Source organism: Klebsiella sp. ZJOU C1 (genome assembly GCF_035620215.1).
GTDB lineage: Bacteria > Pseudomonadota > Gammaproteobacteria > Enterobacterales > Enterobacteriaceae > Klebsiella > Klebsiella variicola.
On the sequence record NZ_CP141644.1, the window covers coordinates 3,538,385 to 3,563,670 of the forward strand.

The following is a 25,286-nucleotide window of genomic DNA, read 5'->3' on the forward strand; positions in this document are numbered from 1 at the left end:
TCCACTCCTCAAGGCATCACATCACCCGAATTTGGCCCCAGCGTCTGGCCAACGAACAGGTTACCCCCAGGCTCGCTGGCCAGCAGCAGCGCCACCGGCGCCACTTCTTCTGCTCGCCCAAAGCGCCCCAGCGGCAGCTCCGCCGTTTTGGCCGTTTTCCACGCCTGGTGAATACCCTCAATAAGCGGGGTTTCAATCGGTCCTGGGGCGATAGCGTTAACCAGCACATTTCGGCTGGAGACTTCCAGCGCCAGAGATTTCGTCAGGCCGATCACGCCAGCCTTAGCGGCCGCATAGTGACACAGCTCTGCCCCACCTTTGATGCCCAGTTGGGAAGCGATATTGATAATGCGTCCCCAGCGTTGGCTTAACATCACTGGCAGAGCTCGCTGGCAGGCCAGAAACACGCTGCGCAGATCGACGGCCATCATGGTTTCCCACATATCCAGAGTGATATCGGTGCAGGGAGCCTGGGTAAGCATGCCTGCATTGTTGACCAGCACGTCAATCCCTTCATAGTGCCCCAGGCAGGCATCCACGCCAGCCGTTGCCCCGTCGACCTCGCCGACATCAGCCACCACGCCATAGCAATGCGCCCCAATTAACCGACAACGCTGTACCACCCCTTCCAGTTTATTACGGTCCCGGTCGGTGAGTATCAGTCGAGCCCCTTCGCCAGCAAAAAGCAGTGCGATAGCCTCGCCGATACCACTTGCCGCGCCCGTCACAACACAACGTCTGTTTTGCAACTGCATAGTGGCTCCTTAATCCGGCCAGCGGACGGTCAAACCACCGTCGACAATAAGGCTTTGCCCGGTCAGATAGCGGCTTTCGTCGCTGGTGAGAAAAGCCACTACGCGAGCGATATCATCCGGACAGCCAACCCGTCCCAGTGGAATCGATCTGGCTGCTTTTGCCAGCCCCTCCGGCCCCAGAGAGTTCTGCTTATCCAGCGACTGTGGGGTTTCAATCAATCCGGGGATCACGGCGTTGCAGCGAATACCTCGCGGTGCAAGCTCAACGGCCAGTGAGCGACAAATCCCTGGGACTGCGGCTTTCGCCGCCGCGTAGTGGGCGTGCTCCTGCCAGCCATAGACGCCCCCGGCAATCGATGAGATTGCGACCAAACTCCCACCGCTGATCAGTCGTGGCGTAGCCGCCCGGAAACACCGCATCACGCCGGTCAGGTCCACATTAAGCATTTCGTTCCAGCGGTCGTCGTTCATCTCTTCAATAGACGCGCAGCGTAAGATCCCCGCATTGGCGATGACATAATCAAGACGGCCATAATGAGCGACGCCTTGCGCTATAAACGTATCAACCGACGCCGTATCGGCGACATTCAGCGGCAGCCAGAGTGCATCGCCACCAGCCTCCTCAACCTGTGCAGCAGCGACAGTAGGGTCATGCGGATCGTCCGGGTAGTAACCGGCGATCACCCGTATTCCGCGGCGGGCATACAGGGTGGCCAGCGCCAGACCAATGCCGCTTGCCGCACCACTGATTGCCGCTACTCGCTGACTGATGTTTGTGGTTTCCATCATCGCTCCTTACGCCTGAGGTTGTGTGTTAACGGTCTTGTTCATCCCTGACGCGCGCTGGACATCGCCACGCGCCAGCCACATCACCACACCTGAGATAAAGCAGGGTATGGCGCCAAACCACAGCGCAGCATCCTGCCAGTGCCCTCCATGGCTTAACACTGCGGTGGTACCAACGCTGGCGATGATCGCCCCGACCGGTCCCATCGCGCCAATCAACGCCCCTGCCGTAGCACGGATGGCGGTAGGAAAGCTTTCACTAATGAAAAACAGCGCTGCAGCGTAGGGACCAATCAGGAAGAACAAACCAATACTGTAGAGCGTGACGATAGTGGCAAAGTTGTCCGGGCAGTAGAGCATGCCAGCAAACGCCACCCCCCCCAGCATCCAGCCGACCGCGATAGTATTACGACGCCCAATCCGGTCACCCAGCCAGCCATGGGCCAGGTAACCGCAATAGCCCACCAGATTGGACAGGATTAAGATAAGCAACGAGTTGTTAAAAGAAACATCATGGGTTTTGGTGATGACCGTCGTACCGAGCACGCTAAAAATCTGAATGGCAAACCAGTTGATCAGTACCGCCGCCCCCAGTACCAGGGTGGCGCGCAGCGATGTGCCTCGAAACGCTGCGGCAATCCCACCGCGGTGATGTTCCTCCCATGAAATCTGATAATCCTGGGCTACCTGACGGGCTTCGGCGACCTGCCCTTGTTCACGCAAATGTTGGATTTTCTTTTGTACCTGGAATTGAGGTGTTTCTTTAAGTTTTAGCGCCAGCACAGCGATAACCAGTGAGGGTAATGCTGCAAAAATGAAGCTGCCCTGCCAGCCGATGATGGGCATTAAAATGGCGGTCAGCGCTGAAGCGACTAGTGCACCGACCGGCCAACCACCTTGCACAAGACTGTAGACAAACCCTTTACGTTTATTGAGTTTTGGATCGTCGAGCGCGGTATACAGTTCTGATAAATAGGTAGCGTTCACCGTTTGTTCCGCGTAGCCCAACCCCGCGACAGAGCGAATGGCCGTCAGCGCCCCTTTCCCCCATGCACCGCCCACAGCGGTCAATAATGAGCACAACGCGGCACCGCCAACGGTAATGACAATCCCCATCCGGCGTCCCAGACGATCGACCAGCGGACCAATCGCCAGCGCAATCACTGCGCCGCCAACCGCCACCCAGGTGGCGATTTCCGCTTGCTCTACCTCATCCCAGCCAAAATGGAGACCGATTTCCGGCAATAATGTGCCAAAAAGGATGAAATCGTAGACAGCGAAAACCCAGGCAAAAAAGGCAATCCAGGTGGCAAATTTCACATCCTTGATGGTTAACTGCTGCGGCTGCCAGCCGTTTACGGAAGTTTTGTTAAAAATGCTCATAGCGTAATCCCTCTGTCAGGGGGTAAATGACATTATGCCGAGCGCGGTTTGCGCGCTTTAAAATCATCTGCAATTTCGTCAAAGGTCACGAAGCGAACGCCATCGTGGCTACGGATGTACTGAATCAGGCGTTCAAGCATTAACAACACCTGAGGACGGCCGGAAACATCGGGATGGATAGTCATGGTGAAGACGGCGTACTCATTTTCGCGATAGACCCAGTCGAACTGGTCGCGCCACATCTCCTCCAGATGACGAGGGTTAACGAAGCCATGGCTATTAGGGGATTTTTTGATAAACATCATCGGTGGTAGATCGTCGAGGTACCAGTTGGCTGGAATTTCAACCAGATCCGTCTCCTGTCCGCGCTGCAATGGTTTCATCCACGCATCGGGATGCTTGCTGTAGTCGATTTTTGTCCAGCTGTCGCCAACCCTGACATAGTACGGATGGAAGTCGTTGTGCATCAGACTGTGGTCGTATTTAATGCCCTTTTTTAACAGCAGCTCGTTAGTCACATTGCTAAACTCCCACCACGGCGCCACATACCCGGTTGGGCGTTTACCGGCTAACTGCGTCACCAGTTCGATGCTACGATCCAGCACCGCTTCCTCCTGGGCAGGTGTCATGGCAATCGGGTTCTCATGGCTATAACCATGGATCCCCACCTCATGTCCTGCCTCCACAACCGCTTTCATCTGCTCCGGAAAGGTTTCTATCGAATGCCCGGGAATAAACCACGTCGTACGTAATTGCTGCTCCGCGAACAGTTTCAGCAGCCGCGGCGCGCCCACTTCCCCGGCAAACAAGCCGCGTGAAATATCATCCGGAGAATCTTCGCCACCGTATGACCCCAGCCAGCCGGCAACGGCATCAACGTCCACACCAAATGCGCAAAGGATTTCTTTGGCCATGTTTATTTTCCTTTTGAGTTGAGGGATAACGAATTAGCGCCATCACCTTTGGAAGGCGCCAGCAGATGCGCTACCGCACAGGCAGCGCTTAAAAGCGAGCGATCTTCACCGTTCGGTGAAGAGAAAAGCAGACTGGTATACAGGCCGTTCGCGGTCGTACCGCTTGGCACAGCGAGACCGGGCATATCCAGTAAACTGCCTGGCATGGTTAAGCGCAGCGTGGCGCTATTGGCGAAGGCAAATGCCTCGGCATCCGCATGCAAGGGCGCCAGCCGCGGCGCGGTATGCGCGACCGTTGGTGTCACCAAAATCGCGCCATTGAGTTCTTCAGCCAGTGCCTGCTGCCAGATCGGACGTAGACGCAAAAAGGTGGTGAGCACCGCCGGATCAATCGTGCCGGAGGCCAGCAGTCGGCGGCGAATGAGGGGATCCATCGCTGTTGCTGCCGGTGACGCCAGCAGAGAGGCATGTAACTGAAAGGCTTCAATCGCCCCTGGCCAGCCATGGTGAGCAATCCAGTTAAGTGCTTCATATAAGGCTGGCAGGCGCCGATATTCAACAACGACGCCTGACGCCGCTAATCGGGACAGCAACGAAGCACTGTTGTCACGGACGCTAATATCAGCGGCATTGAGAATTTCCGGATCGACAATTAACCGTGACACCGTCGACGACGACGTCTCCTCGCCACAGAGAATGACATCAAGGGCGTAAGCATCACGGACGCTGCGACAAAGAGGCCCGAGCGTATCGAGAGACGCCGCCAGGGGAAACACTCCGCTCGCGTCATAGCGATGACGGCTGGCGCGAAAACCGATCACTCCGCTAAACGCAGCAGGGATGCGCACGGAACCCGCGGTGTCCGTTCCTATTGCAATGCAGGCCACCCCTTGAGCAACCGCTCGCGCCGCGCCGCTGGAAGAGCCGCCAGGAACATGTTCCTCGCCATCGGTTGCCAGTAATGCCGGCGTGGTAAACGTTGGGTTAATACCCAGACCGGAAAAGGCAAACTCACTCAGATTGGTTTTGCCGATAGTCACCATTCCCGCCTGCGTCAGGCGCGCCACCATTCCGGCATCGTGTGTCGCGAGAGGCGCATCCAGGCGGGTTGCGGATCCTGCAGTGGTTCGGGTCCCGGCGATATCGAATAAATCTTTCCAGCAGACCGGAATACCATCCAATGGGCTCAGCGGCGCGCCCTCGCGCCAGCGCTGCGTCGAGGCGGCAGCCTCCTGACGGGCGCGTTCGGGAGTCAGCGTAATAAAAATCCCCTGGGTCTCTTTGGCCGCCGTCAGGCAGGCTTCCGTAAACGCAAGTGGCGAAAGCTGACCTCTGGCAAACAACGCCGCAATGGCACAGGCATCAATCTGGCCCCGCTGAAATTGCAGGCGAATCGTATTCGCGTTCATATCACCCTTAAATGTATATTTAAATAAAAATCCATTTAAACATAGCAAAACAAGTGCCAGAAGAATGACAACAAAGTGTCTAAAATGTGATCATATCGTATTAATTTTGTTTTATTGCAGTAATTTCAAGAAGATACAAGTGGGTAGGGTAATGAGATAACAAGTGTAGAAGAGCATCATGAACAGGAGTTATAAATGTATATTTTATGTAATGATCCATTAATGGGCAGCCTGCACTACCGCGGTGCTAATGATGGGGGTTGGTATGACACCGCTCAGGATGTGATAAGGTAAGTTTGATGAGGTAAGGATCGAAAATATGGTCATGCAGACAAACCCTTCGCATGCGGCAACGGAAGATACCGCCGCTGCGCGCTATGAAGTTATTCGTCAGTTTTTACGTCATATTCTGGTTGCCCAGCGAGTGCCAAAGGGGCTGGTACTTCTGGAGGGTCCGTTAGCACAACTATTCGGTACCAGCCGGGTGCCGGTGCGTCGGGCGCTCAGTCTGTTACATGAAGAAGGGTTAATTACCCGCTTCGAGGGGCGTGGTTTTATCGTGGCACAGCCTGACGAAGAGGTCGAGCCATTGCGCCTCGCCTTGACCAGGGAGCTCTTCGGCCTTGATGAACAGCAGCCATTGGTGGATACCCGCACCAGTGGTGAAAAGGTGCTGGAGAACCTGCAGGTTGTACTCTCAACAGCCATGGTATTTGGCTGTTATTCGGTAAATGAGCAAAAAGCGGCACAATATTATAATGTTAGCCGCTCGGTAATCCGTGAAAGTCTGATGCGTTTGCGCGACAAGGGACTGGTAGAAAAAGAGCCTTACTCGCAATGGTTGACCGGGCCACTTACCGCGCGCGAAATCGCCGATCACTTCGAGATCCGCGCCAGCCTCGAACCCGCAGCGTTGTGCAAGGCTGGACCTCACCTTTCGTCGGCGTGGCTGGCGTCCATGCTGCAAAAGACGCAAGGTTATAAAGGTCGACAATTGACTGCCGCGGAACTGGAGTTACTGGAAGAAGATCTTCACATCCGCTGCCTCGAGCCCGCAGGTAATAAGCTGATGATGCAGATCCTGCGCCAGCATCAGTCTCCTTTCATCATCACGCGTATCTTCTATGATTTACTGGCCATTCCGGTAGAAACCGCCACCCTGGAAGAACACGCTCTGGTGTATGACATGTTGCTGAAAGGAAACTGGGCGCTGGCGGCCGCCTGCCTGAAAGATCACCTTGAACGCGCGCAATCCCGGACCCTTCAGCGCTTAAAAGTGCTTTCCGTGCTGCCTGTCCCCGACTTACCCAACTTTATGGAAGCGAACTAAGCAGAGGGCGGTCAGCCCGCCAGGGACAGCCAGTCGTTCGACACTTACAAACTCCCCTGCACCGCTGAGGCGCTGATATTCACCGGCATGCCGGAGCGGCGCTGCAGGGTTTGCTCGGCCTGCGAAGGACTCACTCCCGGCCCCTGAGTAAACTCGCGCAGCGCCGAGGTCATCGGTAGCGGGACCTTTCGGTCGGATTCAAATTCCGCCCGGTTGCGCGACAGCGGCTCGTGCACCTCCAGCCAATGGCTGCCGTCCGGCTCCACGGTGTACTTCACCGGCTGATCGATTAGCTGGACGCGCGTCCCCACCGGTACGTTATCAAACAGGAATTTAATATCGTCATTGCGCAGGCGAATGCATCCCTGGCTGACGCGCAGCCCAATGCCAAAGTTAGCGTTGGTGCCGTGGATGGCGTACAGCCTGCCGATGTAGATCGCATACAGCCCCATCGGATTATCAGGCCCGGGCGGCACCAGCGCCGGCAGGGTTTTGCCCTCTTTCGCATACTCGCGCCGGGTATTGGCGGTCGGAACCCAGGTCGGTCCCTCCTGCTTGCGCTCTACCGCCGTCACCCAGTTACGCGGGGTTTCGCGTCCGGCCTGGCCAATGCCGATTGGCAGCACTTCCACACTATTGCCCAGCGGCGGGTAATAATAGAGACGCATTTCGGCGACGTTGATGACGATCCCTTCGCGCACGGTGTCAGGCAGGATCAACTGTTGCGGAATAATCAGCGTCGAACCGGAGTGCGGCAAATAGACATCGACGCCGGGGTTGGCCTCCAGCATATTGCTCAACCCCTGGCCGTACTGGGCAGCAAAACTTTCCAGCGGTTGGGTGTTGTTCTCCGGCACGGCGATGGTAAATGCGCTGCCCACCAGACGACTTCCCTCCGGCGGCAGCGGATAACTGACGGCCAGCGCGCCGTGGCTGGCGAGCAGCATCAGCGCAGAACAAAGTAATTTCACACGCCGCATCGTCATTTTCCCTTCCTCAGTCGCGACTCTCGTGTGTGAATTATAGCGTTATTTCCTCGCCTCGATCCGCTGACCGCGATGGCTTAAATCTGATAGTCGATAGCGGCCTCTTCCGGCTCCATCGCCTGACGCTTAATTTCATCCAGCGACAGTCCGGCATTGCACAGTTCGATAAAGCGCCAGACGTAGTTACGCTGCAGCTGGCCCCGCTTCAACCCCAGCCACACGGTATTGGCATCGAACAGATGACGAGTATCGAGACGCGTAAAGGTGTCCGCTTCCCGGGCATCTCCGGACTGCTCGGCAACCAGCCCTACGCCCAGCCCCAGCTCGACATAGGTCTTGATGACATCGGAATCCTGGGCGCTCAGCACGATATCCGGCATCAACCCCTTGCGGTTGAAGGCCTCATCGATTCGCGAACGGCCAGTGATCCCCTGGCGGTAGGTGATTAACGGCCAGCGGGCTATTGCCTCAAGCGTCAGAGGAGAAACCTGCGTCAAAGGATGATCCTTCGGCACCAGCAGGCTGTGATGCCAGCGGAACCAGGGGAAAGCCGCCAGCGTCGGGTCGTTGCTCAGGCGCTCGCTGGCGATACCGATATCCGCCCCGCCGTTATGCAGCAGCGCTTCGATTTCCTGCGGGGTGCCCTGCACCAGCTCGACGCGAACATCTGAGAACAGCTCGCGGAAGGCTTTAATCACCGGCGGCAGGCTGTAGCGCGCCTGGGTGTGGGTGGTGGCGATGGTTAAGACGCCGGAGGCATCATTGGTAAAGAGATCCGCCAGCCGCCGGACGTTGCTGGCTTCATTGAGGATGCGCTCGGCAATGGATAACAGCGCTTTACCCGGCTCGGTCATGCCTAACAGGCGCTTACCGCGACGGATAAAGATCTCAATCCCCAGCTCCTCTTCCAGTTCCCGGATATGGCGGCTGACGCCTGACTGCGAGGTATAGAGCATATTCGCGACTTCCGTCAGGTTGTAATCCTGACGGGCCGCCTCACGGATAATTTTCAGTTGCTGGAAGTTCACCCTTTCCTCCGGGCCAATGGACTTAACGTATCTGCTATTGTTAAAGTCTGTTGTCCCAGGTAACAAATAATAAAAACCAGCAACTTATTCCTTAAGAGAATATAGCCTAACTAACCAGCTGCAGTTCACGGTTCTCCAGCGACGGGCGGCTCACCAGAGACAGCAGGATCTCTTTCACCGCCTGCGCCTGCGGCGACAGACTGCCGCGTGCCGACATATTCAGCGACAGCGACAGGCTCATCGACGGCGTGCTAATCCGCGCCATCCAGCCGTTTGCCGCGCCGCACAGGGAGCGGGCAGCGGATTCCGGCAGGACCGTCGCCCCCATGCCGCTGGCGATAGCCGCAGTCAGGGTGGTAATGGATTCGATCTCGCCGATAATTTTCGCCGACAGACGACGCAGGGTGAACGCCTCGGTGACCCGCGCCCGTACCGCGCTGTAATCCCGCGGCAGGAACAGGTTCATCTCCGCCACCGCCGTGAGATCCACGCTCTGTCCCGGGCAGTCGCGGGTACCCACCAGGTAGAGATCCTCTTTCAGCAGCGGCTGGCTGACGATACCGGCCACTGGCGAACGCTCATACAGCACCGCCATATCCAGCTGACCCGCCAGCAGCTTGTCATTCAGCGCAGTGCCGCTGCTCTCCTGCAGATAGACCATCACCTCGGGCAACTCATTACGCACCGTCTGCAGCAACGGCATGGTAATGGCAGAAGCTGCCGTGCCCGGCGCCAGGCCAATCGAGACCTGACCACGCAGCGTCTGGCCGACGTTATTGACCGCCAGCTGCGCCTGCTCACACTGGCGCAGGATGGTTCGCGCATGGGTGTAGAGTATTTTACCGGCTTCCGTTGGCGTGACCCCTCGCTTGGTGCGTATCAGCAACTGCTGGTCCATTTCACCTTCCAGGGTCGCGACCTGCTGGCTCAGGGCCGGTTGTGCGATGTGCAAGACTTCAGCGGCCTGGGTCAGACTGCCGATATCGACGATTTTCACAAAATATTTCAGTCGTCTTAAGTTCATTTTGCCTCCTGTAAGGAACGCCAGCGTCAACGCTGGAAGTATGATGCAACTGGTTCTGCAATTTGCTTGCCAGCTTTTCAATTGCGCTGCCGCTGCCCGCCAGAGGCCGTGTTATAAGGGATAGTGATAACAATCCAGCTTTTATTTGCCCGGTAAGCAGATTGTGGTATGCCCCATTAGGGGTATTTTTGCACCGCAACGGTGCGTAATGGTGAAAAAAGCGGCGCCCAGCCAGGGGTTGTTGAAATTGTCAGCAGTTGAACGCAATTCTTTGAATCAGGCTTTGACAAGGCCGGATGGCATCGTTAATATGCGCCCCGTTCACACGATTCCTCTGTAGTTCAGTCGGTAGAACGGCGGACTGTTAATCCGTATGTCACTGGTTCGAGTCCAGTCAGAGGAGCCAAATTAAAGAAGCTCGCTTAGGAAACTAAGCGGGCTTCTTGCGTTAGGCAACTGCCGTTGGGGAGAAATCTGGCGGTCTGATTGGGGGGTCATTTGCGGTGCGATAATAACGCGGCCAGCAAAGGTGTCTTGGTGACAAAAAAATCCGCAGTTTTAAACCTTCTGATAAACCCTTTACAGTCTTCTATTCCAACGGACTATACCTTTTAATATATCCTAACGGTTCTCGTCTCTGTTATCTCAAGTACCGCATCAATACTAAAGAATCTCGCCTTGGTTTAGGGGCCTACCCCGAAGTTTGTCTGGCGGATGCTCGCCAACAACGTGACGGTATCCGCAAACTGCTCAAGCAAAATATCAATCCCGCACAGCAGCGTATTGCCGAAAAGGCCGCTAACTCGCCAATACCCTCCTTTAAATCGGTAGCACCCGAGTGGCATAAAAATAACAGAACCTGGTCAGAAAACCACGCGTCACGCTTGTGATCTCCTCCCAATATCGATACCAGGATAAATCAGAGATTCCGGCCTTTTTGCAGGCTTCGGATAAATTCCTCCGGAGTCTGGTTATTTAACGAGGAGTTGGATGGTACTGCAACTTGTTATCGTAATTTTTTCGGCGCCCCAGTAAGGGGCTTAGATTTTATGACTGCGTGTGCCGGGTTTTCAGCAATACGAACGACTGCCTCCAGTAACTGGACTCTTGGAAAATGGTTACGATTAACCAAGGTTGCGGCCAGTGAAGGTTGCTGAAATTCAAACGGTAGTGCAATAGCCCAGTGATCGGCATTGGCATAACCAAGAAGAGTACTGCCGGGAATGATGGCGTCGTAGTGGATCACCTGACTATCATTGTTAGGGTCGCTGGTCGCGAGTTGCAGATAAAAGGGCAGAAGTATTGCAGATACGCGCTGTAATTCGGGGAGCGCCACAATGGAATAATAACGAATGTTGACCGGTAGTGGGTGACTAGCCAGCCAGGACAGACGTATATTTCGGGTAAGGCTGGTTATCTCGTTGTGATCGGTTACCGGACAATGCTCGTCAGGGAGACGGGACAGTATTTTAGTGTAAGGGCGACTGATCTGGTCGGCCAGAGGAGTACCGTTCACGGCGCCAGCCAGGCTTATCACTGCCGAGATATGGGGTTGCATTTCTGGATAGAGTGTTAAGGCGGTAAGAAAATCACTGACGCCTTTTGAATACGCGATAACCAGAAAGCGTTTTTTAGGATTGGTTCTGGCAGCTGAAATAATCGTATCTAGTATGATTCGCGCATTTACTATATCACTGGCACGACCTTTGACGGCTACCGTTGTGCTCTGGTATCCCAATCGGGTGAGATGGCTGATTGCATCTCCCAAAACGGTGACCTGATCCTGGACGCATTCACCAAAAATCCCAGGAATGATCAGCAATGGCGTTTTTTGCAGAGGATATTCTGTATTCCCTTCATCAGGGCCACTATTATCTTCACCCTTCAAGCGTCGTAACCAGTCTGTGCAGTCCTCGTTACTTTTTATGCCATCTCGATGAATAAGCTGGCAAAACAGATTTCTGAACTGCCCTCGTTCATCTTTGACATTGCTCAGCGCTACAGGCACTGACACCGTAGGTGTCAGATCGGCCGGGGATGCCGAGGGCGTTGAGCACCCTGTCAAAAGAAGGGCGAATAAGGCAACGTTTAACCAATCTCTGATATTAATTGTGTATGGCTTAAAATACCAGTTTGATCGGGCGCCCAAGCGCGCTGCCTTTACGTTCATAGAATGTCACCGTCACTGCGTCTGGAAACACTTCGAGTCGGGCAAAGTTATCTTCAGAATAAATTTGTGTTGAGTTGGTGACGGTATACTGATTTTGGCTGTTGCTGGTGAGTGCTCCCTTAAGAACAAAGTCGTTTTGCTCCATATGGGGATAAGGCCAGAATAATGAGGATGAAATAATACTCAGTACCCGAAAGTCTTTGTCGACAGGACTTGTTAGTTGAGTGGTAAATGAGCAATGCACGTCACCTGACACAAAGCAGACCTTCCTGATTTTATTCTGCAGTATGTAATCAAGTATCTGTGTGCGCTCTCGTTGGTACCCGCCCCATTTATCCTCTGCATCGCTATTGAGATCCGGGAAAAATGGAACAGAGCTCACAATCATTTTAACCCTACCCGGATTTGCAGCTAACCAATCCAGCAGCGCTTTCATTTGCGACTGTTTTATCATCTGGCGTTTGAGAGGATCATCATTCCAGATCCGCTCAGTGCGCACATCCATCACAAACCAATCAGCACAGCCGTCACTAAAGGTATACCAGAGGTGGGTCGGAGTACCGGTTATCCAGCCACTGTTGTCCAGGCTAAAGACCGGGCTATGGCTGGCCTGATAGATCTGGTAAGCATGGATAGCGCTGGGATATTTTGTAACCATATCGGCGGAACAGGCATGAGATGGCCAGTTATCTTCTATTTCATGATCGTCCAAGATCATATAGGTCGGGATCTGGCTCATGAGCCTGGCGATATTTTCTTGGGTAAATGCGGCCTGGTAGCGGCTCAGAAATGACTGTACGTCCCGATCTGCGCCCATAAAGTTAAGGTCATCGGCATAGATCTGATCACCTACCATAAGCACTGCGTTCACCTGCGTCTTTTTATGAAGCTCCAGAATGGATTCAAAAGTTTTATCACCCCGATCATCAAAAATTAGTCCGCCAAACAAACGCAGCAAATATCGACATGAGCCAACCGCATAGACACGAGAGCGATTTTGGTCAGTTGTTCCTGCCGTGAAGGTGAAAATCTCGAGATCGCTCCAGTCGAACTGAATGATCGTACGAGCGGCATCCAGTTCAGAATCGGCAAGAAACCACCCGACCTGATATTGGTAAGTACACTCGGATTTAAGGCCGGTAACCGGGAAAACTCCGGTCATATCGAAATTAGGTGAAAGCTTACCCACTTTTGATGACCATTCAGTGACTTTTTTGGTTTTTTCACCCCATCTAATTACGCCAAAACACCGTCTGTAGCTGTTGGGAGATACTGGTTCAAACTGACCTCTAAACCAGATACGCGATTCATTGGGTGTAGTGAAACCGACAATAGGACCAACGGTGGGGCGAGATAGTTTCATGGCGCTTACTCCCGAAAAAAAGAGCAAATCACATAGTTACATATAGAAATAAAATGTAGTACAAAGATCGAGGTAGTAATTGTAATTCTTTGGTTTTATGTATTAAAAATTCTCAACCATATGTTTATTAGATAAATAAATTATGTTGTGACGATGTAAGCGCACCCGTTTTAGTTCCACGCACTTTTTGAGATTTCCGGGGTTTCAGCCATCAGCCGGTATTCTTCCGGCGTCAGGTTATTCAGGGATTCATGGGGGCGCTCGCTGTTATATTCAGCCAGCCAGCGCTCTGTAATTTCACGTGCTTCGTTCAGTGTTCTGAACAGATAAAAATCCAGTATTTCTGTCCGGTACGCCCGGTACGTCCGGTTGAATCGTTCGATAAAGTCATTATGTGTTGGCTTGCCGGGCCTGATAAATTCCTGCATCACACCATGCTCTTCTGCCCATTGTGCCAGCGTCAGCGAGACCAGCTCCGGACCGTTATCCATCCGCATCTTCAGCGGATATCCGCGGTTTGCCACGATCCTGTCCAGCACTCTCACGACCCGCTGCGCCGGGTTATTCAGGTCAATTTCGATCGCCAGCGCTTCCCGGTTATAATCATCCATCACGTTGAAGGTCCTAAAACGTCTGCCACACACCAGCGCATCGTGCATAAAATCGATGGACCAGCTCTGGTTCATCGCCTCTGGTGTTGCCAGCGGAGCCGGATTGCGCACCGGCAGGCGCTGTTTTCCCTTACGGCGAAAATTCAGTTTCAGCAGGCAGTAAATCCGGTGAACGCGCTTATGGTTCCAGGCGTTGCCCTACCTGCGAAGGACCTGAAAAAGTTTTTTTAATCCGTATCGCGGATAGCGTTCAGCCGCCACGGTCAGCGCCATCATTACCGGCTCATCCCGTCGCGTATCCGGCTGATAACGAAATACCGTCCTGCCCACCGACAATGTCCTGCATGCCTGACGTAAGCTCATGGCAAACTGTGCGGTCAGATAGCTGACCAGCTCACGCTTTATCGCTGGTTTTAAAGCTTTTTTTGAATAACGTCTTTCAGGGCGCGGCATTCGAGGCTCAGGTCCGCAAACATCTGTTTCAGCCGGCGGTTTTCATCCTCAGGGTCCTTCATCTTTTTGATATCAGAGGCTTCCATACCGCCGAACTTCGCTTTCCAGTTGTAATAGCTGGCTTCGGAAATTCCGGCTCGCGGCAGACATCCTTAACGGTACGTCCGGCTTCGACAGACTTCAGAACGGCGATGATCTAGTGTTCGGTGAATCGGGCTTTGCGCATGGTGATCTGCTCGAGGGATATATTCAGTATGCCGGAAGATCTCTAAATGTGAATGGTCCGGTTTACCGGGATGCTTACAAGAGGAGCCAAATTTAAAAAAGCCTGCTTTCGAGCAGGCTTTTTGCTTTTCGGTTTTCATGCGGCCTTACGCGGTTTACGGCGTCATTGCCGCGCGGCAAATCGGGCAACCTGTTCGGCGAGAAAATCGATTTCCTGCGGCGTGTTATAAAAAGCCAGCGAAGGCCGGACGGTACTCTCATAGCCCAAACGACGCAGGATCGGTTGCGCACAGTGATGCCCGGACCGCACAGCGATGCCAACCTGACTGAGATAGCGCCCCACGGCTTCATTTTCATGCCCCGCCAGCACAAAAGACAAGACGCTGGTTTTGTTCGCCGCGGTGCCGACCAACGTCAGGCCCGGAATAGCCGACAGCTTCGCAATCCCATACTCCAGTAAGGCATGCTCATACTGCGCAATATTTTCAATCCCCAGTGAGGTCACATAGTCGATGGCCGCCCCCAGCCCGACGGCATCGGCAATATTGCCCGTTCCCGCTTCAAATTTATTCGGCGAAGGCTGGTAGCGCGTCAGCTCAAAGGTCACGTCGGCAATCATGTTCCCGCCGCCCTGGTACGGGCGCGCCTCTTCCAGCACCTCCTGCTTGCCATAGACGACGCCGATCCCGGTAGGTCCAAAAATTTTATGCCCGGAGAAGACAAAGAAATCGGCATCCAGCGCCGTGACGTTGGTCGGGATATGTGAGATAGACTGCGCGCCGTCGATGGCGATACGCACGCCAAAACGATGGGCGATCTGCACCAGTTCCTGAACCGGCGTCACGGTCCCCAGGGCGTTGGAAACGTGAGTAGCGGACACAAAACGGGTTTTATCGTTGAATAACCGAATATACTCCTCGACAATCAGCTGTCCGTGCTCATCAACCGGCGCAACGCGGATCGTCGCGCCCGTCTCCTGCGCAATAAGTTGCCACGGCACAATGTTGGCGTGATGCTCAAGCTGCGTGAGGATAATTTCATCCCCAGGGCGTAGCAGCGGCTTCACGTAGCTGTGCGCGATAAGATTGAGTCCCTCCGTGGTGCCGCGCACGAAGATAATATTCTCCGGGCCGCGGGCGCCAATAAAGCGCGATACTTTCTCCCGCGCGGCTTCATAAGCATCGGTGGAACGAGCGGCAAGCGTATGCGCCGCCCGATGAACGTTCGAGTTCTCGTGCAAATAATAATGGCTGATGCGATCGATAACCTGCTTCGGGCGCTGGGTCGTCGCGGCATTATCCAGCCACACCAGCGGATGCCCCTCCACCTGTTCGGCAAGGATCGGAAAATCTGCACGGATCCGCTCAACCGGGATCTGCCCAACCCGCGCCGCTGGCGCAGGCCGGGAGCCGAAAGCAGGCAATGTTGCAAACCCGCGAGGGGTGATATCCGCCCTGCTCTCCTGGCCCAGTGGCACCACCCGCGGCGCGTAGGCCGTCTCCACTCCGCGCGGACGGGCGGGCGTATCGCTCAGCAACCCTTGCAGATCCCGCGCGTCGGGCAGACCATAATCGCGTGCAGAGGGGGCGTCATCCGCCTCGCCGGGCCATCCGCCCGGCGCAAAGGGAAGCGTGAATAAATTACTCGTAGTCATAATATTCACCCACTTCAACATCTTCCAGCACAGCAATGGCATCATCGGCCAGGATCGCGGCGGAGCAATAAAGTGAGAGTAAATAAGAGGCCACGCCGTTATCATCGATCCCGCGGAAGCGCACCGACAGCCCGCGAGACTGCTCGTTTGGCAGCCCTTCCTGATAAAGCCCCAGCACGCCGCGTTTACTTTCCCCGGAGCGAATCAGCAGAATATTGGTTTTCCCGCCCTGGCTTTTTGGGTTCTTCAGTCCGTCGACAAACAGTTTATCGGAAGGGATCAGCGGAATACCGCGCCACAGAATAAAAGTCCCGCCATGCAGGTTCACCGTGACCGGCGGCACACCGCGTCGCGTGGCTTCACGCTGAAAGGCGGCAATGGCCCGCGGATGGGCGAGGAAGAAGGAAGGCTCTTTCCACACTTTTGACAACAACTCATCCAGATCATCCGGCGTCGGGCGGCCGTTGCGGGTCTGAATGCGCTGCGAGTCATCAATATTTTTCAGCAGTCCATATTCATCATTATTAATAAGCTGGCTTTCCTGGCGTTCACGCAGGCTTTCGATCGCCAGCGCAATTTGCTCTGACGCCTGGTCATAGGGCGAACTGTAGAGATCGGCGATTTTGGTATCGACGTTAATAATGGTCGAGATCGAATCCAGCTGATATTCACGCGGTGTGGTCTGATACTCAATATAGCCCTGCGGTATCTCTACGCGCGAAGGATCCTGGCTGCATAATACGTCCAGCGGCGTCTCCCCCTCCACGACCTTGTTGACGCGATAAATTCCCGACTCCAGCCCTTTATAATCGAGAAAACGACTGACCCAGCGCGGAGTAATTGCCGCGAATTGCGGCGCCGTTTTGGTCACATTCGCTAACTGATACGCGGCTTCACGCCCCAGTGCATTAATGCTTTTTTGTTCTGCCATGATAAGTCCTTAGTGTTTGAAAGAGTGGAGCTGAAAGTTAGTACTGCGGTAAACGGGTATCGACATCCCGCGCCCAGGCGTTTAGGCCATCTTTTAAATTCATCACGCGCCCCTGATAACCTGCGCGCTGGAGTGCCCGAATGGCGAAAATACTGCGCTGCCCTATCTTGCACAGAAACACCGCATCGACCGTCGGATCGAATTCATCGATACGTCTGACTATCTGGCCCAGCGGCATCACTTTGGCCTGCGGAAATTTTGCGATCGCTCTTTCGTGGGGCTCACGAATGTCGATCAGTTGCAGGGGTTTTCCCTCCTCTATCCACGCATGAAGCTCAAGCGCCGTGACACTTTCAATGGGTGCTTCTGACTCATCAGGTTTCAGCCCGCAAAACTCCTCATAGTCGATGAGCGCATGGATCGACGGATGCTCACCGCAGACCGGGCAGCCGGGGTCCCTCTCCAGCCGCAGTTCACGTTGCTTCATCTGCCACACATCAAAGAGCAGCAGACGGCCGATCAGGCTCTCGCTGCCGCCGACGATAAGCTTGATGGCTTCCGCGGCCTGAATAGTGCCAATAATGCCCGGCAACACACCGACCACGCCGCCTTCCGCGCAGGAGGGCACCAGCCCCGGCGGCGGTGGCTCGGGATAAAGGCAGCGGTAGCAGGGCCCTTGCCCGGCATAAAAAACGCTGGCCTGCCCTTCAAACTGGAAGATGGAGCCGTAGACCAGCGGCTTACCCAGTAACACGCAGGCATCGTTGATCAGATACCGGGTGGGATAATTGTCCGTGCCGTCGACCACCAGGTCGTATTCGCGGATGATCTCGAGCGCGTTTTTACTACTCAGGGTGGTGTTATAGGTTTCCACCTGAATCTCGGGGTTAATTGCTTTAATCTTGTCTTTCGCCGAAGCGACTTTGGGGCGGTTAATATCTTTGGTGCTGTGAATAATCTGCCTTTGCAGGTTGGAGATATCGACAAAATCAAAGTCGACAATCCCCAGCTTACCAACCCCCGCCGCGGCCAGATAAAGCGCCACTGGCGCCCCCAACCCGCCGGTGCCAATAAGTAACACGCGGGCGGCCTTCAGACGCTTTTGCCCCTCAAGCCCGACTTCCGGCAGCAGCAAGTGGCGGCTGTAGCGGGCAATCTCAGCATGCGTCAGCTCCGACAGACGGTCGTCCGGGATAATGCTCGGTCTGCTCATATCGCCTTCCCGACGCCACCGGCAATGGCGGGAACCAGCAACACTTCCGCCCCATCGCTAACCGGCGTCTCCAGCCCACCGGTAGTTTTAATATTGTGCTCACCCACATACAGATTGATAAAGCTGCGCAACGCGCCTGCGTCGTCATACAGATGCGGCTGAATGTCCGGATATCGCGCCGCCAGCGCCGCGACCAGTTGCCCAACGGTGTGACCTTCGAGGGTCACCTTCCCCTGACCGTCGGTGAACGCGCGTAGCGCAGTGGGGATCAGTAATGTCGATGCCATAGTGATAATCTCTCCGTGTTTTGCTCTGGTTTCCGGCAACGTTGTGCCTGTTATTCACGTCATGAAACGATGTGCACTTCCTCCTGCAAAAAGCGCAGGCGGTCCTGCGTGAGCCGCCAGCTGGTCAGCGCCCCCGCCTGCCGCTGCGCGACCGCCACGATGATGTAGGCGTAAAACGGCAGGGCATGTTCACGGTCAAATTCCGATGGAATGGCCGGATGATCGGGGTGCGAATGGTAATAGCCGATGACATCCACACCTTCCGCCAGCGCAGCACGCTCCGCCCGCAAGGCGTCGTCGGCGGTGATAACAAAGCGGTGGTACTGCTCTTCCGATTCCCGCGCGTTGACGATGGGGAAAATCGCCGTCACGCGGCCATCGCCCTGCGCAGATAAATGACCAAAAAGCGCACCACAGCATTCATTGGGATAGGTCTTTTCCCCTTCAGCGCCAATCTGTCTGGCGATTTCACGAGTCAATTCAATCATGGGTTTCATTCCAGAAAGGGTCGGTCAAATAGCGGGAGCCCACATCGCACAGCAGCGTGACCACCACCGAACCAGCCGGCAGCGTGCGGGCCAGCCGTGCGGCGGCGGCAACATTGGCGCCAGATGAAATACCGACAAAAATGCCGTCCCGCCGGGCGAGGCGTCGCGCACTCGCATAGGCCTCCTCGGTGGTGACGGAAATCACATCATCAAACAGGGTTTCGTCGAGAATGCCGGGTTTAATACTGCTGCCCATATGCTTAGTCCCTTCAATGCCATGGAATGGCGAAGCGGGCTGAACGGCGAGGGTTTTCACCCGCGGATCCTCAAACTTCAGCCGCCGGGCGGTGCCGACAAAACTGCCTGACGTGCCCATCCCGGCGACAAAATGGGTGACTTGCTTTCCGCTTTGCTCCCAGATCTCTTTCCCGGTGGTCGCGAAATGCGTTTGCGGATTAACGGGGTTGTTATACTGGTCGGGATAAAAATAGCGCTCCGGGTGTGCGGCGACCTGGGCCTGAACTTCAAGATAAGCGCCATCGGAACCTTCAAGCGGATCAGTCTCCACAATCGTGGCGCCATACTGACGAATTATTTTTTTACGCTCCGGGCTGGTATTCTGCGGGAGATACAGCCGAACGTGATACCCCAGCGCGGCGCCGATCATCGCGTAAGCAATTCCGGTATTACCGCTGGTCGCATCAATAATAGTTTTATCCGGCGTCAATAACCCCCGCGCAATTCCGTCCAGTACCATCGCTTTTGCCGCGCGGTCTTTCACCGAGCCGCTGGGATTCATAAATTCAGCTTTCGCCAGCAGCGTGACACCCGATAATTCTGCAGAAAAAGAGGGCAAGGCTATTAAAGGCGTCTCGCCAATCGTTTCAAGTAAATTCATAATAATGATCACGCTGCTATTTTAATGGTACGGGAACGATAGGTTTATTTATTCTTGTAATGATTAAATGCCGTCGCCGTCGCTGAAATGTCTCTGCTGTATTCGCGCCTGTTGAACATTACTGTCCGGTGGCACATCACGGGTTAGCCAGATATTTCCTCCGATGCTGGAGCGCGCCCCAATGGTAATTCTCCCGAGGATTGTCGCGCCGGCATAAATCACAACGTCATCTTCAATAATAGGGTGGCGAGGATAATTTTTTTGCAATTGTCCGTCCTCACCGACGAGGAAACGTTTGGCCCCCAGGGTGACGGCTTGATAAATACGTACTCGTTTACCGACGATGGCGGTTTCACCAATGACCACGCCGGTTCCGTGATCGATAAAGAATCCGTCATCAATCTGCGCACCGGGATGAATATCGATTCCGGTCTGGCTATGCGCCTTTTCCGTGATGATGCGCGCCAGCAGCGAAAGGTCGAGCTGATGCAGCTCATGGGCCAGCCGATAGTGCATCACCGCATGAATTCCCGGGTAGCAGAGCAGCACATCATCCATGCTGCGCGCGGAGGGGTCACCCTGATAAGCGGCGAGGATATCACCGTCAAGACGCTGACGAATCACCGGTAAACGGTTGGCAAACTGCTGAACGCGTCTGGCCGCCTCCTGCAACAGGACCTCATTTTCCGCCTGCTCATCCGACTGATAATAGAGTTCCAGAAGTGCTTCTTCGGTGAGCCTGTCCAGCGCTGTGCCCAGCAAATGGCCGACGTAATAATCTTCCCCCTCTTTGCGTAAGTCCACGTCGCCTAAGCGCATCGGATAAAGCACTTTTATCAATGTATCCGCGACGGAATTAACGCTTTCCCGGGAAGGTAAACTCCGTTTATTACGATAATTATTCTTCGCGTGCTCATCGCGCCACGCCTGGCGAACGCGACGCAATTCATTGACGACATTATTTAAATGCCAGTTATTTTCTCTTTTCGGCAAGAGATACAATTCACCCGCTTCCGGCATAATAATATCCTTCATAAAAGCACATCGATAAAATTCTTTTTGGCGTTACCTCACTTTTATGCATTACCCACATTAAAAACAAATAACCTTATTGACTTTAAATAGCTGAAAAGAATAAATAGTTAAAAATCAAGGTATTCTTCCCCCCTCACCTCGCTCAGTCGTGACATCGCGTCCCGCCTGGTCAAGCATTGTAGGCGTCAAACCCCAGTGAGATGGGGAAAAGCAGGTTCCTTGCAATAAGTAGAGCCAGAGGTTTGCTTTCAGAGCAACTCGCCCCATCTGCCACTGTTCGCCAGTCCAGGCCGCCAACATAAAAAAAGCCTGCTTTTCCAGCAGGCTTTGTTTTATACAGCGGCAGAACACCTCTTCCGGAAGGCGAACCAGCCCCTTTCAGCGCTTACGCCCCGGCCCACCGGCCATGTTTGTTAGCGCAAGCTTTCTTCCTTGAGGTCTATCTCCCGCAGCACTTCATAAAAGGTCGTATCACTGATGTTATGGGCGCGCCGCAGCCGGAACAGCTCCTGGCGCTGAGCGATAATGACCTCCCTTTGCATATACTTCTCCAGCCTGGCGCGCTTCGCCAGCTCCAGCCCGACGTCCTGCTCCTCGTCACTGTCGTTATAGTGCAGCCGCCGCTGGTACGTTTCCAGCAGCATATTGCCCGCATCGACCCGCAAAGCCTGCTCATTCGGATCGTCCACCGACTCGTCCAGCAGCGCATTCAGGCGGTTAATCGCCACTTCGGTCATCACCGCACCGATATTGTCTTTCCCGGTGTCATGGGGTAAATCATCGGCCAGATACTGGGTCATGTACGGCAGGCCGACGGCCGCCACGATGAGCGACATCAGGATCACCGCCATTGAGAGAAAGATCAGCAGTTCCCGCCCCGGAAACGGCGAGCCATCCGCCAGCAATACCGGTAGTGTCAGGATACCGGCAAGGGTGACGGAACCTTTTACCCCCGCCAGCGCCATGACGGCCATAATGCTGAATCGCGGACGAATAGTGATAGCCTTGCCCCGGCGCTTACGGCGGAAAATCGTCAGGGTCATCGACAGCCATACCCAGGCAAAGCGCATCAGGCCAAGCGCCAAGGTGATGGCCACCGCGTACAGCAGCAGATACCAGGGAGACGAGACGCCGGCCTGACTGGCCACCGCAGGAAGCGTTTTCAGCATGCGCGGCAGCTGCTCGCCCAGCATGAGAAAAATCATGCCGTTGAGGGTGGTCTGCAGCATGGTCCACACCGCGCTGCTTTTCATACGCGTCGCCGGCAGTCGGGGACCCGACAGCTGCTCATAGTGCATCGCAATGCCGGCGGCCACCGCAGCAAGAATGCCTGAGACATGGAACGCCTCGGCCAGCAAATAGGCAGCGAAGGGGATAAGCAGGCTTATCAGGATCTGAATTGCCGGCTCCTCGCGGGTGCGCCGCACGAGAAAGTTGTTGCATTTGCCGGTGACCCACACCACCACGAGGCCACTGAGGATCCCCCCAAACGCCATCAGGAAAAACTTCACCACTGCGTCTCCCGGCGAGAAGCTGCCGGTCAGCACCGCGGCGATGGCGAAGTTAAAGGCGACAAGGCCTGAAGCATCGTTTAACAGCGACTCCCCTTCGAGAATATGCGCCATCCTTGAGGGAAGCGGTGAGCTGGCGGTCATTGCCGATACCGCCACCGGATCGGTGGGTGACAGAATAGCCGCGAGGGCGAACCCCGCGGCCACGGTGATAGCCGGGATCAGCCAGTGTATAAACAGACCAATGCCGAGGATCGTCACCATCACCAGGCCTATCGCCAGCGACAGAATCGGCTTCATATCCCTGAAAAAGGCGTCTTTGGGGATCCGCCAGCCATCGAGGAAAAGCAGCGGCGGAATAAACAGCAGCAAAAAGATATGCGGATCGAAATCGACCTGAAATCCGCCGGCGGCCAGCGCAGCGCCTGCGGCGATCTGGATCAGCGGCAGCGGCACCTTAACGGGCAGAAGATGAGACACGAACACGGTCACGACGATGGCCATCATAAAGACCAACACAATAGTAATTAGCGACATTCGCCCCCTCCTCTGACGGCAATACTCATTCTGTACATCACGCTTTTATTCCTTTCCTTGCAGGTGTTGTTTCATCGCCGGTTTATTGCTTCAGACGCCGATAATAGAGCTCAGCAATCTCTGTATGATGGCGATGTTATTTAAACTACGGTGCGCCTCATGCCGAACCAGGGGTGACAATGTGTTTTATCGTACCGCCTTTGTCAATCCGCCATCGTCTGCAAATAATTGACAATCCGCGTCTGCGACAGCGCAATGCAGGTATCTCTGGCGCTCGTCTATCCCACCTGATGGTAATCACGGATCAATATATTTTTATATTATTAGTTCTTCTTATCGTATTTCGAATACGGATATTACCAGGCAACCTAATAGAATTCGCAGAGTAATATTTCACTGCCGAAAACAACGGTTATCGCCGTACAGTGCCAGAACATGCTCATGCCAGGCCGCCTTCCTGACCCTGGTTTTCGACATCCCTCTCCTCCGCCACGCTGCGCTTGCCCCATCCCGGGTTTGGGCGTACCCTGACCGACAATTAAACCACACGGTCTAAATGATGAATCCCGATACCTCCGCCGTCCTGAAGCCCCGCCGCGGTCGTCCACCCAAGGTCGATCGCCAGTTTGACGATACGCGCCAGGCGCTGATTCGCTCAGGCCTTGAAGTGCTGACCGAAACGGGCTATCTCGCGGCAGGTATCGAGGCCGTTATCAGGAATATCGATGTGCCCAAGGGATCGTTTTATCACTGCTTTAAAAGCAAGGAGGCCTTTGGCCTGGCCGTGCTTAGCGCCTATGGCGACTTTTTTGCGCATAAATTAGATAAATTCCTGCTGGACGACGCCGTGCCGCCGCTGGAACGGATGGCGGCTTTTGTGCGTCATGCCGGCCAGGGGATGGAGAAATACCAGTTTCGCCGCGGTTGCCTGGTGGGCAACCTGCTGCAGGAAGCCCCGCTGTTACCCGACACCTTTCCCGGGCGATTAAAAGCGATTCTGACGGCATGGGAGTCGCGCGTGGCCCGCTGCCTGCACGAGGCGCAGGCTGCCGGAGCGATCGCCCGCGACGCCTCACCGGACGCGCTGGCCCAGGTCTTCTGGATCGGCTGGGAAGGCGCGGTGATGCGCGCCAGGCTGTGCCAGTCCGCCGCACCGCTTCACCAGTACTGGGAATTTTTTGCGCACAGTATGACAACAAAAACACCTGCACAGGACGGCGTTAGCGCCGATAACCCCCTTCCGACGAGGAATACTCTGTCATGAAAGCATTAGTTCTGGACCAGATCGACAACCGCACCGTCGCCGCCATCAAAGCGATCGACCTGCCCGCCCTTGCCGAAGGCGACGTTCGGGTCGCTATCGACTGGTCGAGTCTCAACTATAAAGATGCCCTGGCGATCACCGGCAAAGGCAAAATCATCCGTCAGTTCCCGATGGTGCCTGGCATCGATTTTGCGGGACGGGTGAGTGAAAGCCGCGATCCGCGCTTTGTTCCCGGTCAGGACGTGATCCTGACCGGTTGGGGCGTAGGCGAAAACCACTGGGGTGGCCTGGCCACCGAAGCCTGCGTCAAAGGCGACTGGCTGGTTGCCCAGCCGGCGGCGCTCAGCGCGCGCCAGGCGATGATCATCGGCACCGCCGGCTTTACCGCAATGCTGTGCGTTGATGCCCTCGTCAATGCGGGCGTCACTCCGGAAAGCGGGGATATCCTGGTTACCGGCGCCAGCGGCGGGGTCGGCAGCACCGCCGTGGTGTTGCTGAAAGCGCTGGGCTACCGGGTGACGGCGGTATCGGGCCGGGAATCGACGCACGATTACCTGCGTCAGCTGGGCGCCGATGCGATCCTGCCGCGCAGCGACTTCGCGGAGACCCGTCCGCTGGAGAAACAGCTGTGGGCGGGCGCGGTGGATACCGTTGGCGGCACGATGCTGGCCAAAGTGCTGGCGCAGACGCAATACCGCGGCTGCGTCGCCGCCTGCGGTCTGGCCGGGGGCTTCGATCTGCCGACCACCGTGATGCCGTTTATTCTGCGCAACGTGCGCCTGCAGGGGGTGGACTCGGTGATGGTGCCGACCGCTGAACGCGACGCCGTCTGGCAGCGTCTGGCCCAGCTTCTGCCGGAGAGCTACTACCAGCAGGCGGCCACCGAAATCACGCTGGAGCAGGCGCCAGCGTATGCCGCAGATTTCCTCAGCAACACGATTCACGGCCGGACGCTGGTCAATATCGGCCAGTAATCCTCTTCTCCCGGCGCCCGTGGGGCGCCGGACTTCGAGAGGATCAAGGCATATCAT

General features: G+C 55.2%; 20 protein-coding genes, 1 tRNA gene and 3 pseudogenes. 5 read left to right on the forward strand and 19 right to left on the reverse strand.

Annotated elements, in window-relative coordinates:
• Nucleotides 1-8: 8 nt before the first annotated feature.
• Genes SPE70_RS17025 through SPE70_RS17045 form a run of 5 tightly spaced genes read right to left on the reverse strand, consistent with a single transcriptional unit; the run spans nt 9 to nt 5,247 of the window.
• Nucleotides 9-755, reverse strand: coding sequence for an SDR family NAD(P)-dependent oxidoreductase (locus tag SPE70_RS17025; RefSeq protein WP_022065159.1), 747 nt, complete (start codon nt 753-755; stop codon nt 9-11).
• 9 nt (nt 756-764) lie between these two features.
• Nucleotides 765-1,541, reverse strand: coding sequence for an SDR family NAD(P)-dependent oxidoreductase (locus tag SPE70_RS17030; protein WP_016161416.1), 777 nt, complete (start codon nt 1,539-1,541; stop codon nt 765-767).
• Between the two features lie 9 nt (nt 1,542-1,550).
• Nucleotides 1,551-2,924 carry an MFS transporter gene (locus SPE70_RS17035; protein WP_022065160.1) on the reverse strand — a complete coding sequence of 458 codons (1,374 nt, stop codon included), beginning with the start codon at nt 2,922-2,924 and terminating at the stop codon, nt 1,551-1,553.
• Nucleotides 2,925-2,956: 32 nt separating this feature from the next.
• Entirely contained in the window at nt 2,957-3,838 is an 882-nt protein-coding gene (locus SPE70_RS17040) for a polysaccharide deacetylase family protein (RefSeq protein WP_016161418.1), read from the reverse strand.
• Between the two features lie 2 nt (nt 3,839-3,840).
• Nucleotides 3,841-5,247: an amidase family protein gene (locus SPE70_RS17045; protein WP_136047321.1), complete on the reverse strand. Its 1,407-nt coding sequence runs from the start codon at nt 5,245-5,247 to the stop codon at nt 3,841-3,843.
• A 319-nt stretch (nt 5,248-5,566) separates the two neighbouring features.
• Between SPE70_RS17045 and SPE70_RS17050 the strand changes: the two genes are divergently transcribed.
• Complete coding sequence (locus SPE70_RS17050) at nt 5,567-6,577, forward strand: GntR family transcriptional regulator (RefSeq protein WP_016161421.1); 1,011 nt, start codon at nt 5,567-5,569, stop codon at nt 6,575-6,577.
• A gap of 44 nt (nt 6,578-6,621) precedes the next feature.
• On the opposite strand, the gene ldtA is transcribed toward SPE70_RS17050, so the two are convergent.
• From ldtA to nac, 3 genes are all read right to left on the reverse strand, one after another.
• The gene (ldtA, locus tag SPE70_RS17055; RefSeq protein ID WP_032733302.1) at nt 6,622-7,563 is read right to left on the reverse strand and encodes a L,D-transpeptidase; all 942 of its coding nucleotides are present in this window, start codon (nt 7,561-7,563) and stop codon (nt 6,622-6,624) included.
• 77 nt (nt 7,564-7,640) lie between these two features.
• Nucleotides 7,641-8,591 (reverse strand): HTH-type transcriptional regulator Cbl, encoded by a 951-nt coding sequence (gene cbl / locus SPE70_RS17060; protein WP_004180456.1) that lies wholly within the window; start codon nt 8,589-8,591, stop codon nt 7,641-7,643.
• A 106-nt stretch (nt 8,592-8,697) separates the two neighbouring features.
• Nucleotides 8,698-9,615, reverse strand: a complete 918-nt coding sequence (gene nac / locus SPE70_RS17065; protein ID WP_002911729.1) for a nitrogen assimilation transcriptional regulator NAC — start codon at nt 9,613-9,615, stop codon at nt 8,698-8,700.
• 330 nt (nt 9,616-9,945) lie between these two features.
• On the opposite strand from nac, the gene SPE70_RS17070 reads away from it, so the two are divergent.
• Nucleotides 9,946-10,021 (forward strand) — tRNA-Asn (locus SPE70_RS17070).
• 142 nt (nt 10,022-10,163) lie between these two features.
• Nucleotides 10,164-10,502: pseudogene (locus SPE70_RS17075) on the forward strand (Arm DNA-binding domain-containing protein); the annotation flags it as partial.
• 119 nt (nt 10,503-10,621) lie between these two features.
• Here the strand turns inward: SPE70_RS17075 and SPE70_RS17080 are convergent.
• From SPE70_RS17080 to SPE70_RS17130, 11 genes and pseudogenes are all read right to left on the reverse strand, one after another.
• Nucleotides 10,622-11,785, reverse strand: a complete 1,164-nt coding sequence (locus SPE70_RS17080) for a hypothetical protein (protein WP_136047319.1) — start codon at nt 11,783-11,785, stop codon at nt 10,622-10,624.
• Nucleotides 11,736-13,148 (reverse strand): alkaline phosphatase D family protein, encoded by a 1,413-nt coding sequence (locus tag SPE70_RS17085; RefSeq protein ID WP_064169395.1) that lies wholly within the window; start codon nt 13,146-13,148, stop codon nt 11,736-11,738. The genes SPE70_RS17080 and SPE70_RS17085 overlap by 50 nt, the downstream gene beginning before the upstream one ends.
• 170 nt (nt 13,149-13,318) lie before the next feature.
• Nucleotides 13,319-14,408, reverse strand: a pseudogene (locus tag SPE70_RS17090) (IS3 family transposase).
• A gap of 192 nt (nt 14,409-14,600) precedes the next feature.
• Nucleotides 14,601-16,091, reverse strand: coding sequence for a cysteine desulfurase (locus SPE70_RS17095; protein ID WP_048330523.1), 1,491 nt, complete (start codon nt 16,089-16,091; stop codon nt 14,601-14,603).
• Nucleotides 16,078-17,022: a family 2A encapsulin nanocompartment shell protein gene (locus SPE70_RS17100; RefSeq protein WP_008804182.1), complete on the reverse strand. Its 945-nt coding sequence runs from the start codon at nt 17,020-17,022 to the stop codon at nt 16,078-16,080. The genes SPE70_RS17095 and SPE70_RS17100 overlap by 14 nt, the downstream gene beginning before the upstream one ends.
• Nucleotides 17,023-17,059: 37 nt before the next feature.
• The gene (moeB, locus tag SPE70_RS17105; RefSeq protein WP_022065165.1) at nt 17,060-18,235 is read right to left on the reverse strand and encodes a molybdopterin-synthase adenylyltransferase MoeB; all 1,176 of its coding nucleotides are present in this window, start codon (nt 18,233-18,235) and stop codon (nt 17,060-17,062) included.
• The gene (locus SPE70_RS17110; RefSeq protein WP_008804180.1) at nt 18,232-18,522 is read right to left on the reverse strand and encodes a MoaD/ThiS family protein; all 291 of its coding nucleotides are present in this window, start codon (nt 18,520-18,522) and stop codon (nt 18,232-18,234) included. Before SPE70_RS17110 ends, moeB begins: the two co-directional genes overlap by 4 nt.
• Nucleotides 18,523-18,581: 59 nt before the next feature.
• Nucleotides 18,582-19,010 carry a M67 family metallopeptidase gene (locus SPE70_RS17115; RefSeq protein ID WP_012541140.1) on the reverse strand — a complete coding sequence of 143 codons (429 nt, stop codon included), beginning with the start codon at nt 19,008-19,010 and terminating at the stop codon, nt 18,582-18,584.
• Nucleotides 19,003-19,908: a PLP-dependent cysteine synthase family protein gene (locus SPE70_RS17120; RefSeq protein WP_012967642.1), complete on the reverse strand. Its 906-nt coding sequence runs from the start codon at nt 19,906-19,908 to the stop codon at nt 19,003-19,005. The genes SPE70_RS17115 and SPE70_RS17120 overlap by 8 nt, the downstream gene beginning before the upstream one ends.
• A gap of 63 nt (nt 19,909-19,971) precedes the next feature.
• A complete protein-coding gene (gene epsC / locus SPE70_RS17125) occupies nt 19,972-20,901 on the reverse strand; it encodes a serine O-acetyltransferase EpsC (protein ID WP_407045599.1) in 930 nt (309 codons plus the stop codon).
• A 455-nt stretch (nt 20,902-21,356) separates the two neighbouring features.
• Nucleotides 21,357-22,991 (reverse strand): Na+/H+ antiporter, encoded by a 1,635-nt coding sequence (locus SPE70_RS17130; RefSeq protein ID WP_012541138.1) that lies wholly within the window; start codon nt 22,989-22,991, stop codon nt 21,357-21,359.
• A gap of 559 nt (nt 22,992-23,550) precedes the next feature.
• Here SPE70_RS17130 and SPE70_RS17135 point away from each other — a divergent pair.
• Nucleotides 23,551-24,376: pseudogene (locus tag SPE70_RS17135) on the forward strand (TetR family transcriptional regulator C-terminal domain-containing protein).
• Entirely contained in the window at nt 24,309-25,229 is a 921-nt protein-coding gene (locus SPE70_RS17140) for an MDR family oxidoreductase (RefSeq protein ID WP_231669024.1), read from the forward strand. Before SPE70_RS17135 ends, SPE70_RS17140 begins: the two are co-directional and overlap by 68 nt.
• Nucleotides 25,230-25,286 lie beyond the last annotated feature (57 nt).

What these genes read in the sequence shown, in the direction of transcription:
- SPE70_RS17025 (WP_022065159.1), bottom strand. Translation starts at nt 755, where the DNA reads ATGCAGTTGCAAAACAGACGTTGTGTTGTGACGGGCGCGGCAAGTGGT.
- SPE70_RS17030 (WP_016161416.1), bottom strand. Translation starts at nt 1,541, where the DNA reads ATGGAAACCACAAACATCAGTCAGCGAGTAGCGGCAATCAGTGGTGCG.
- SPE70_RS17035 (WP_022065160.1), bottom strand. Translation starts at nt 2,924, where the DNA reads ATGAGCATTTTTAACAAAACTTCCGTAAACGGCTGGCAGCCGCAGCAG.
- SPE70_RS17040 (WP_016161418.1), bottom strand. Translation starts at nt 3,838, where the DNA reads ATGGCCAAAGAAATCCTTTGCGCATTTGGTGTGGACGTTGATGCCGTT.
- SPE70_RS17045 (WP_136047321.1), bottom strand. Translation starts at nt 5,247, where the DNA reads ATGAACGCGAATACGATTCGCCTGCAATTTCAGCGGGGCCAGATTGAT.
- SPE70_RS17050 (WP_016161421.1), top strand. Translation starts at nt 5,567, where the DNA reads ATGGTCATGCAGACAAACCCTTCGCATGCGGCAACGGAAGATACCGCC.
- ldtA (WP_032733302.1), bottom strand. Translation starts at nt 7,563, where the DNA reads ATGACGATGCGGCGTGTGAAATTACTTTGTTCTGCGCTGATGCTGCTC.
- nac (WP_002911729.1), bottom strand. Translation starts at nt 9,615, where the DNA reads ATGAACTTAAGACGACTGAAATATTTTGTGAAAATCGTCGATATCGGC.
- SPE70_RS17080 (WP_136047319.1), bottom strand. Translation starts at nt 11,785, where the DNA reads ATGAACGTAAAGGCAGCGCGCTTGGGCGCCCGATCAAACTGGTATTTT.
- SPE70_RS17085 (WP_064169395.1), bottom strand. Translation starts at nt 13,148, where the DNA reads ATGAAACTATCTCGCCCCACCGTTGGTCCTATTGTCGGTTTCACTACA.
- SPE70_RS17095 (WP_048330523.1), bottom strand. Translation starts at nt 16,091, where the DNA reads ATGACTACGAGTAATTTATTCACGCTTCCCTTTGCGCCGGGCGGATGG.
- SPE70_RS17100 (WP_008804182.1), bottom strand. Translation starts at nt 17,022, where the DNA reads ATGGCAGAACAAAAAAGCATTAATGCACTGGGGCGTGAAGCCGCGTAT.
- moeB (WP_022065165.1), bottom strand. Translation starts at nt 18,235, where the DNA reads ATGAGCAGACCGAGCATTATCCCGGACGACCGTCTGTCGGAGCTGACG.
- SPE70_RS17110 (WP_008804180.1), bottom strand. Translation starts at nt 18,522, where the DNA reads ATGGCATCGACATTACTGATCCCCACTGCGCTACGCGCGTTCACCGAC.
- SPE70_RS17115 (WP_012541140.1), bottom strand. Translation starts at nt 19,010, where the DNA reads ATGATTGAATTGACTCGTGAAATCGCCAGACAGATTGGCGCTGAAGGG.
- SPE70_RS17120 (WP_012967642.1), bottom strand. Translation starts at nt 19,908, where the DNA reads ATGAATTTACTTGAAACGATTGGCGAGACGCCTTTAATAGCCTTGCCC.
- SPE70_RS17130 (WP_012541138.1), bottom strand. Translation starts at nt 22,991, where the DNA reads ATGTCGCTAATTACTATTGTGTTGGTCTTTATGATGGCCATCGTCGTG.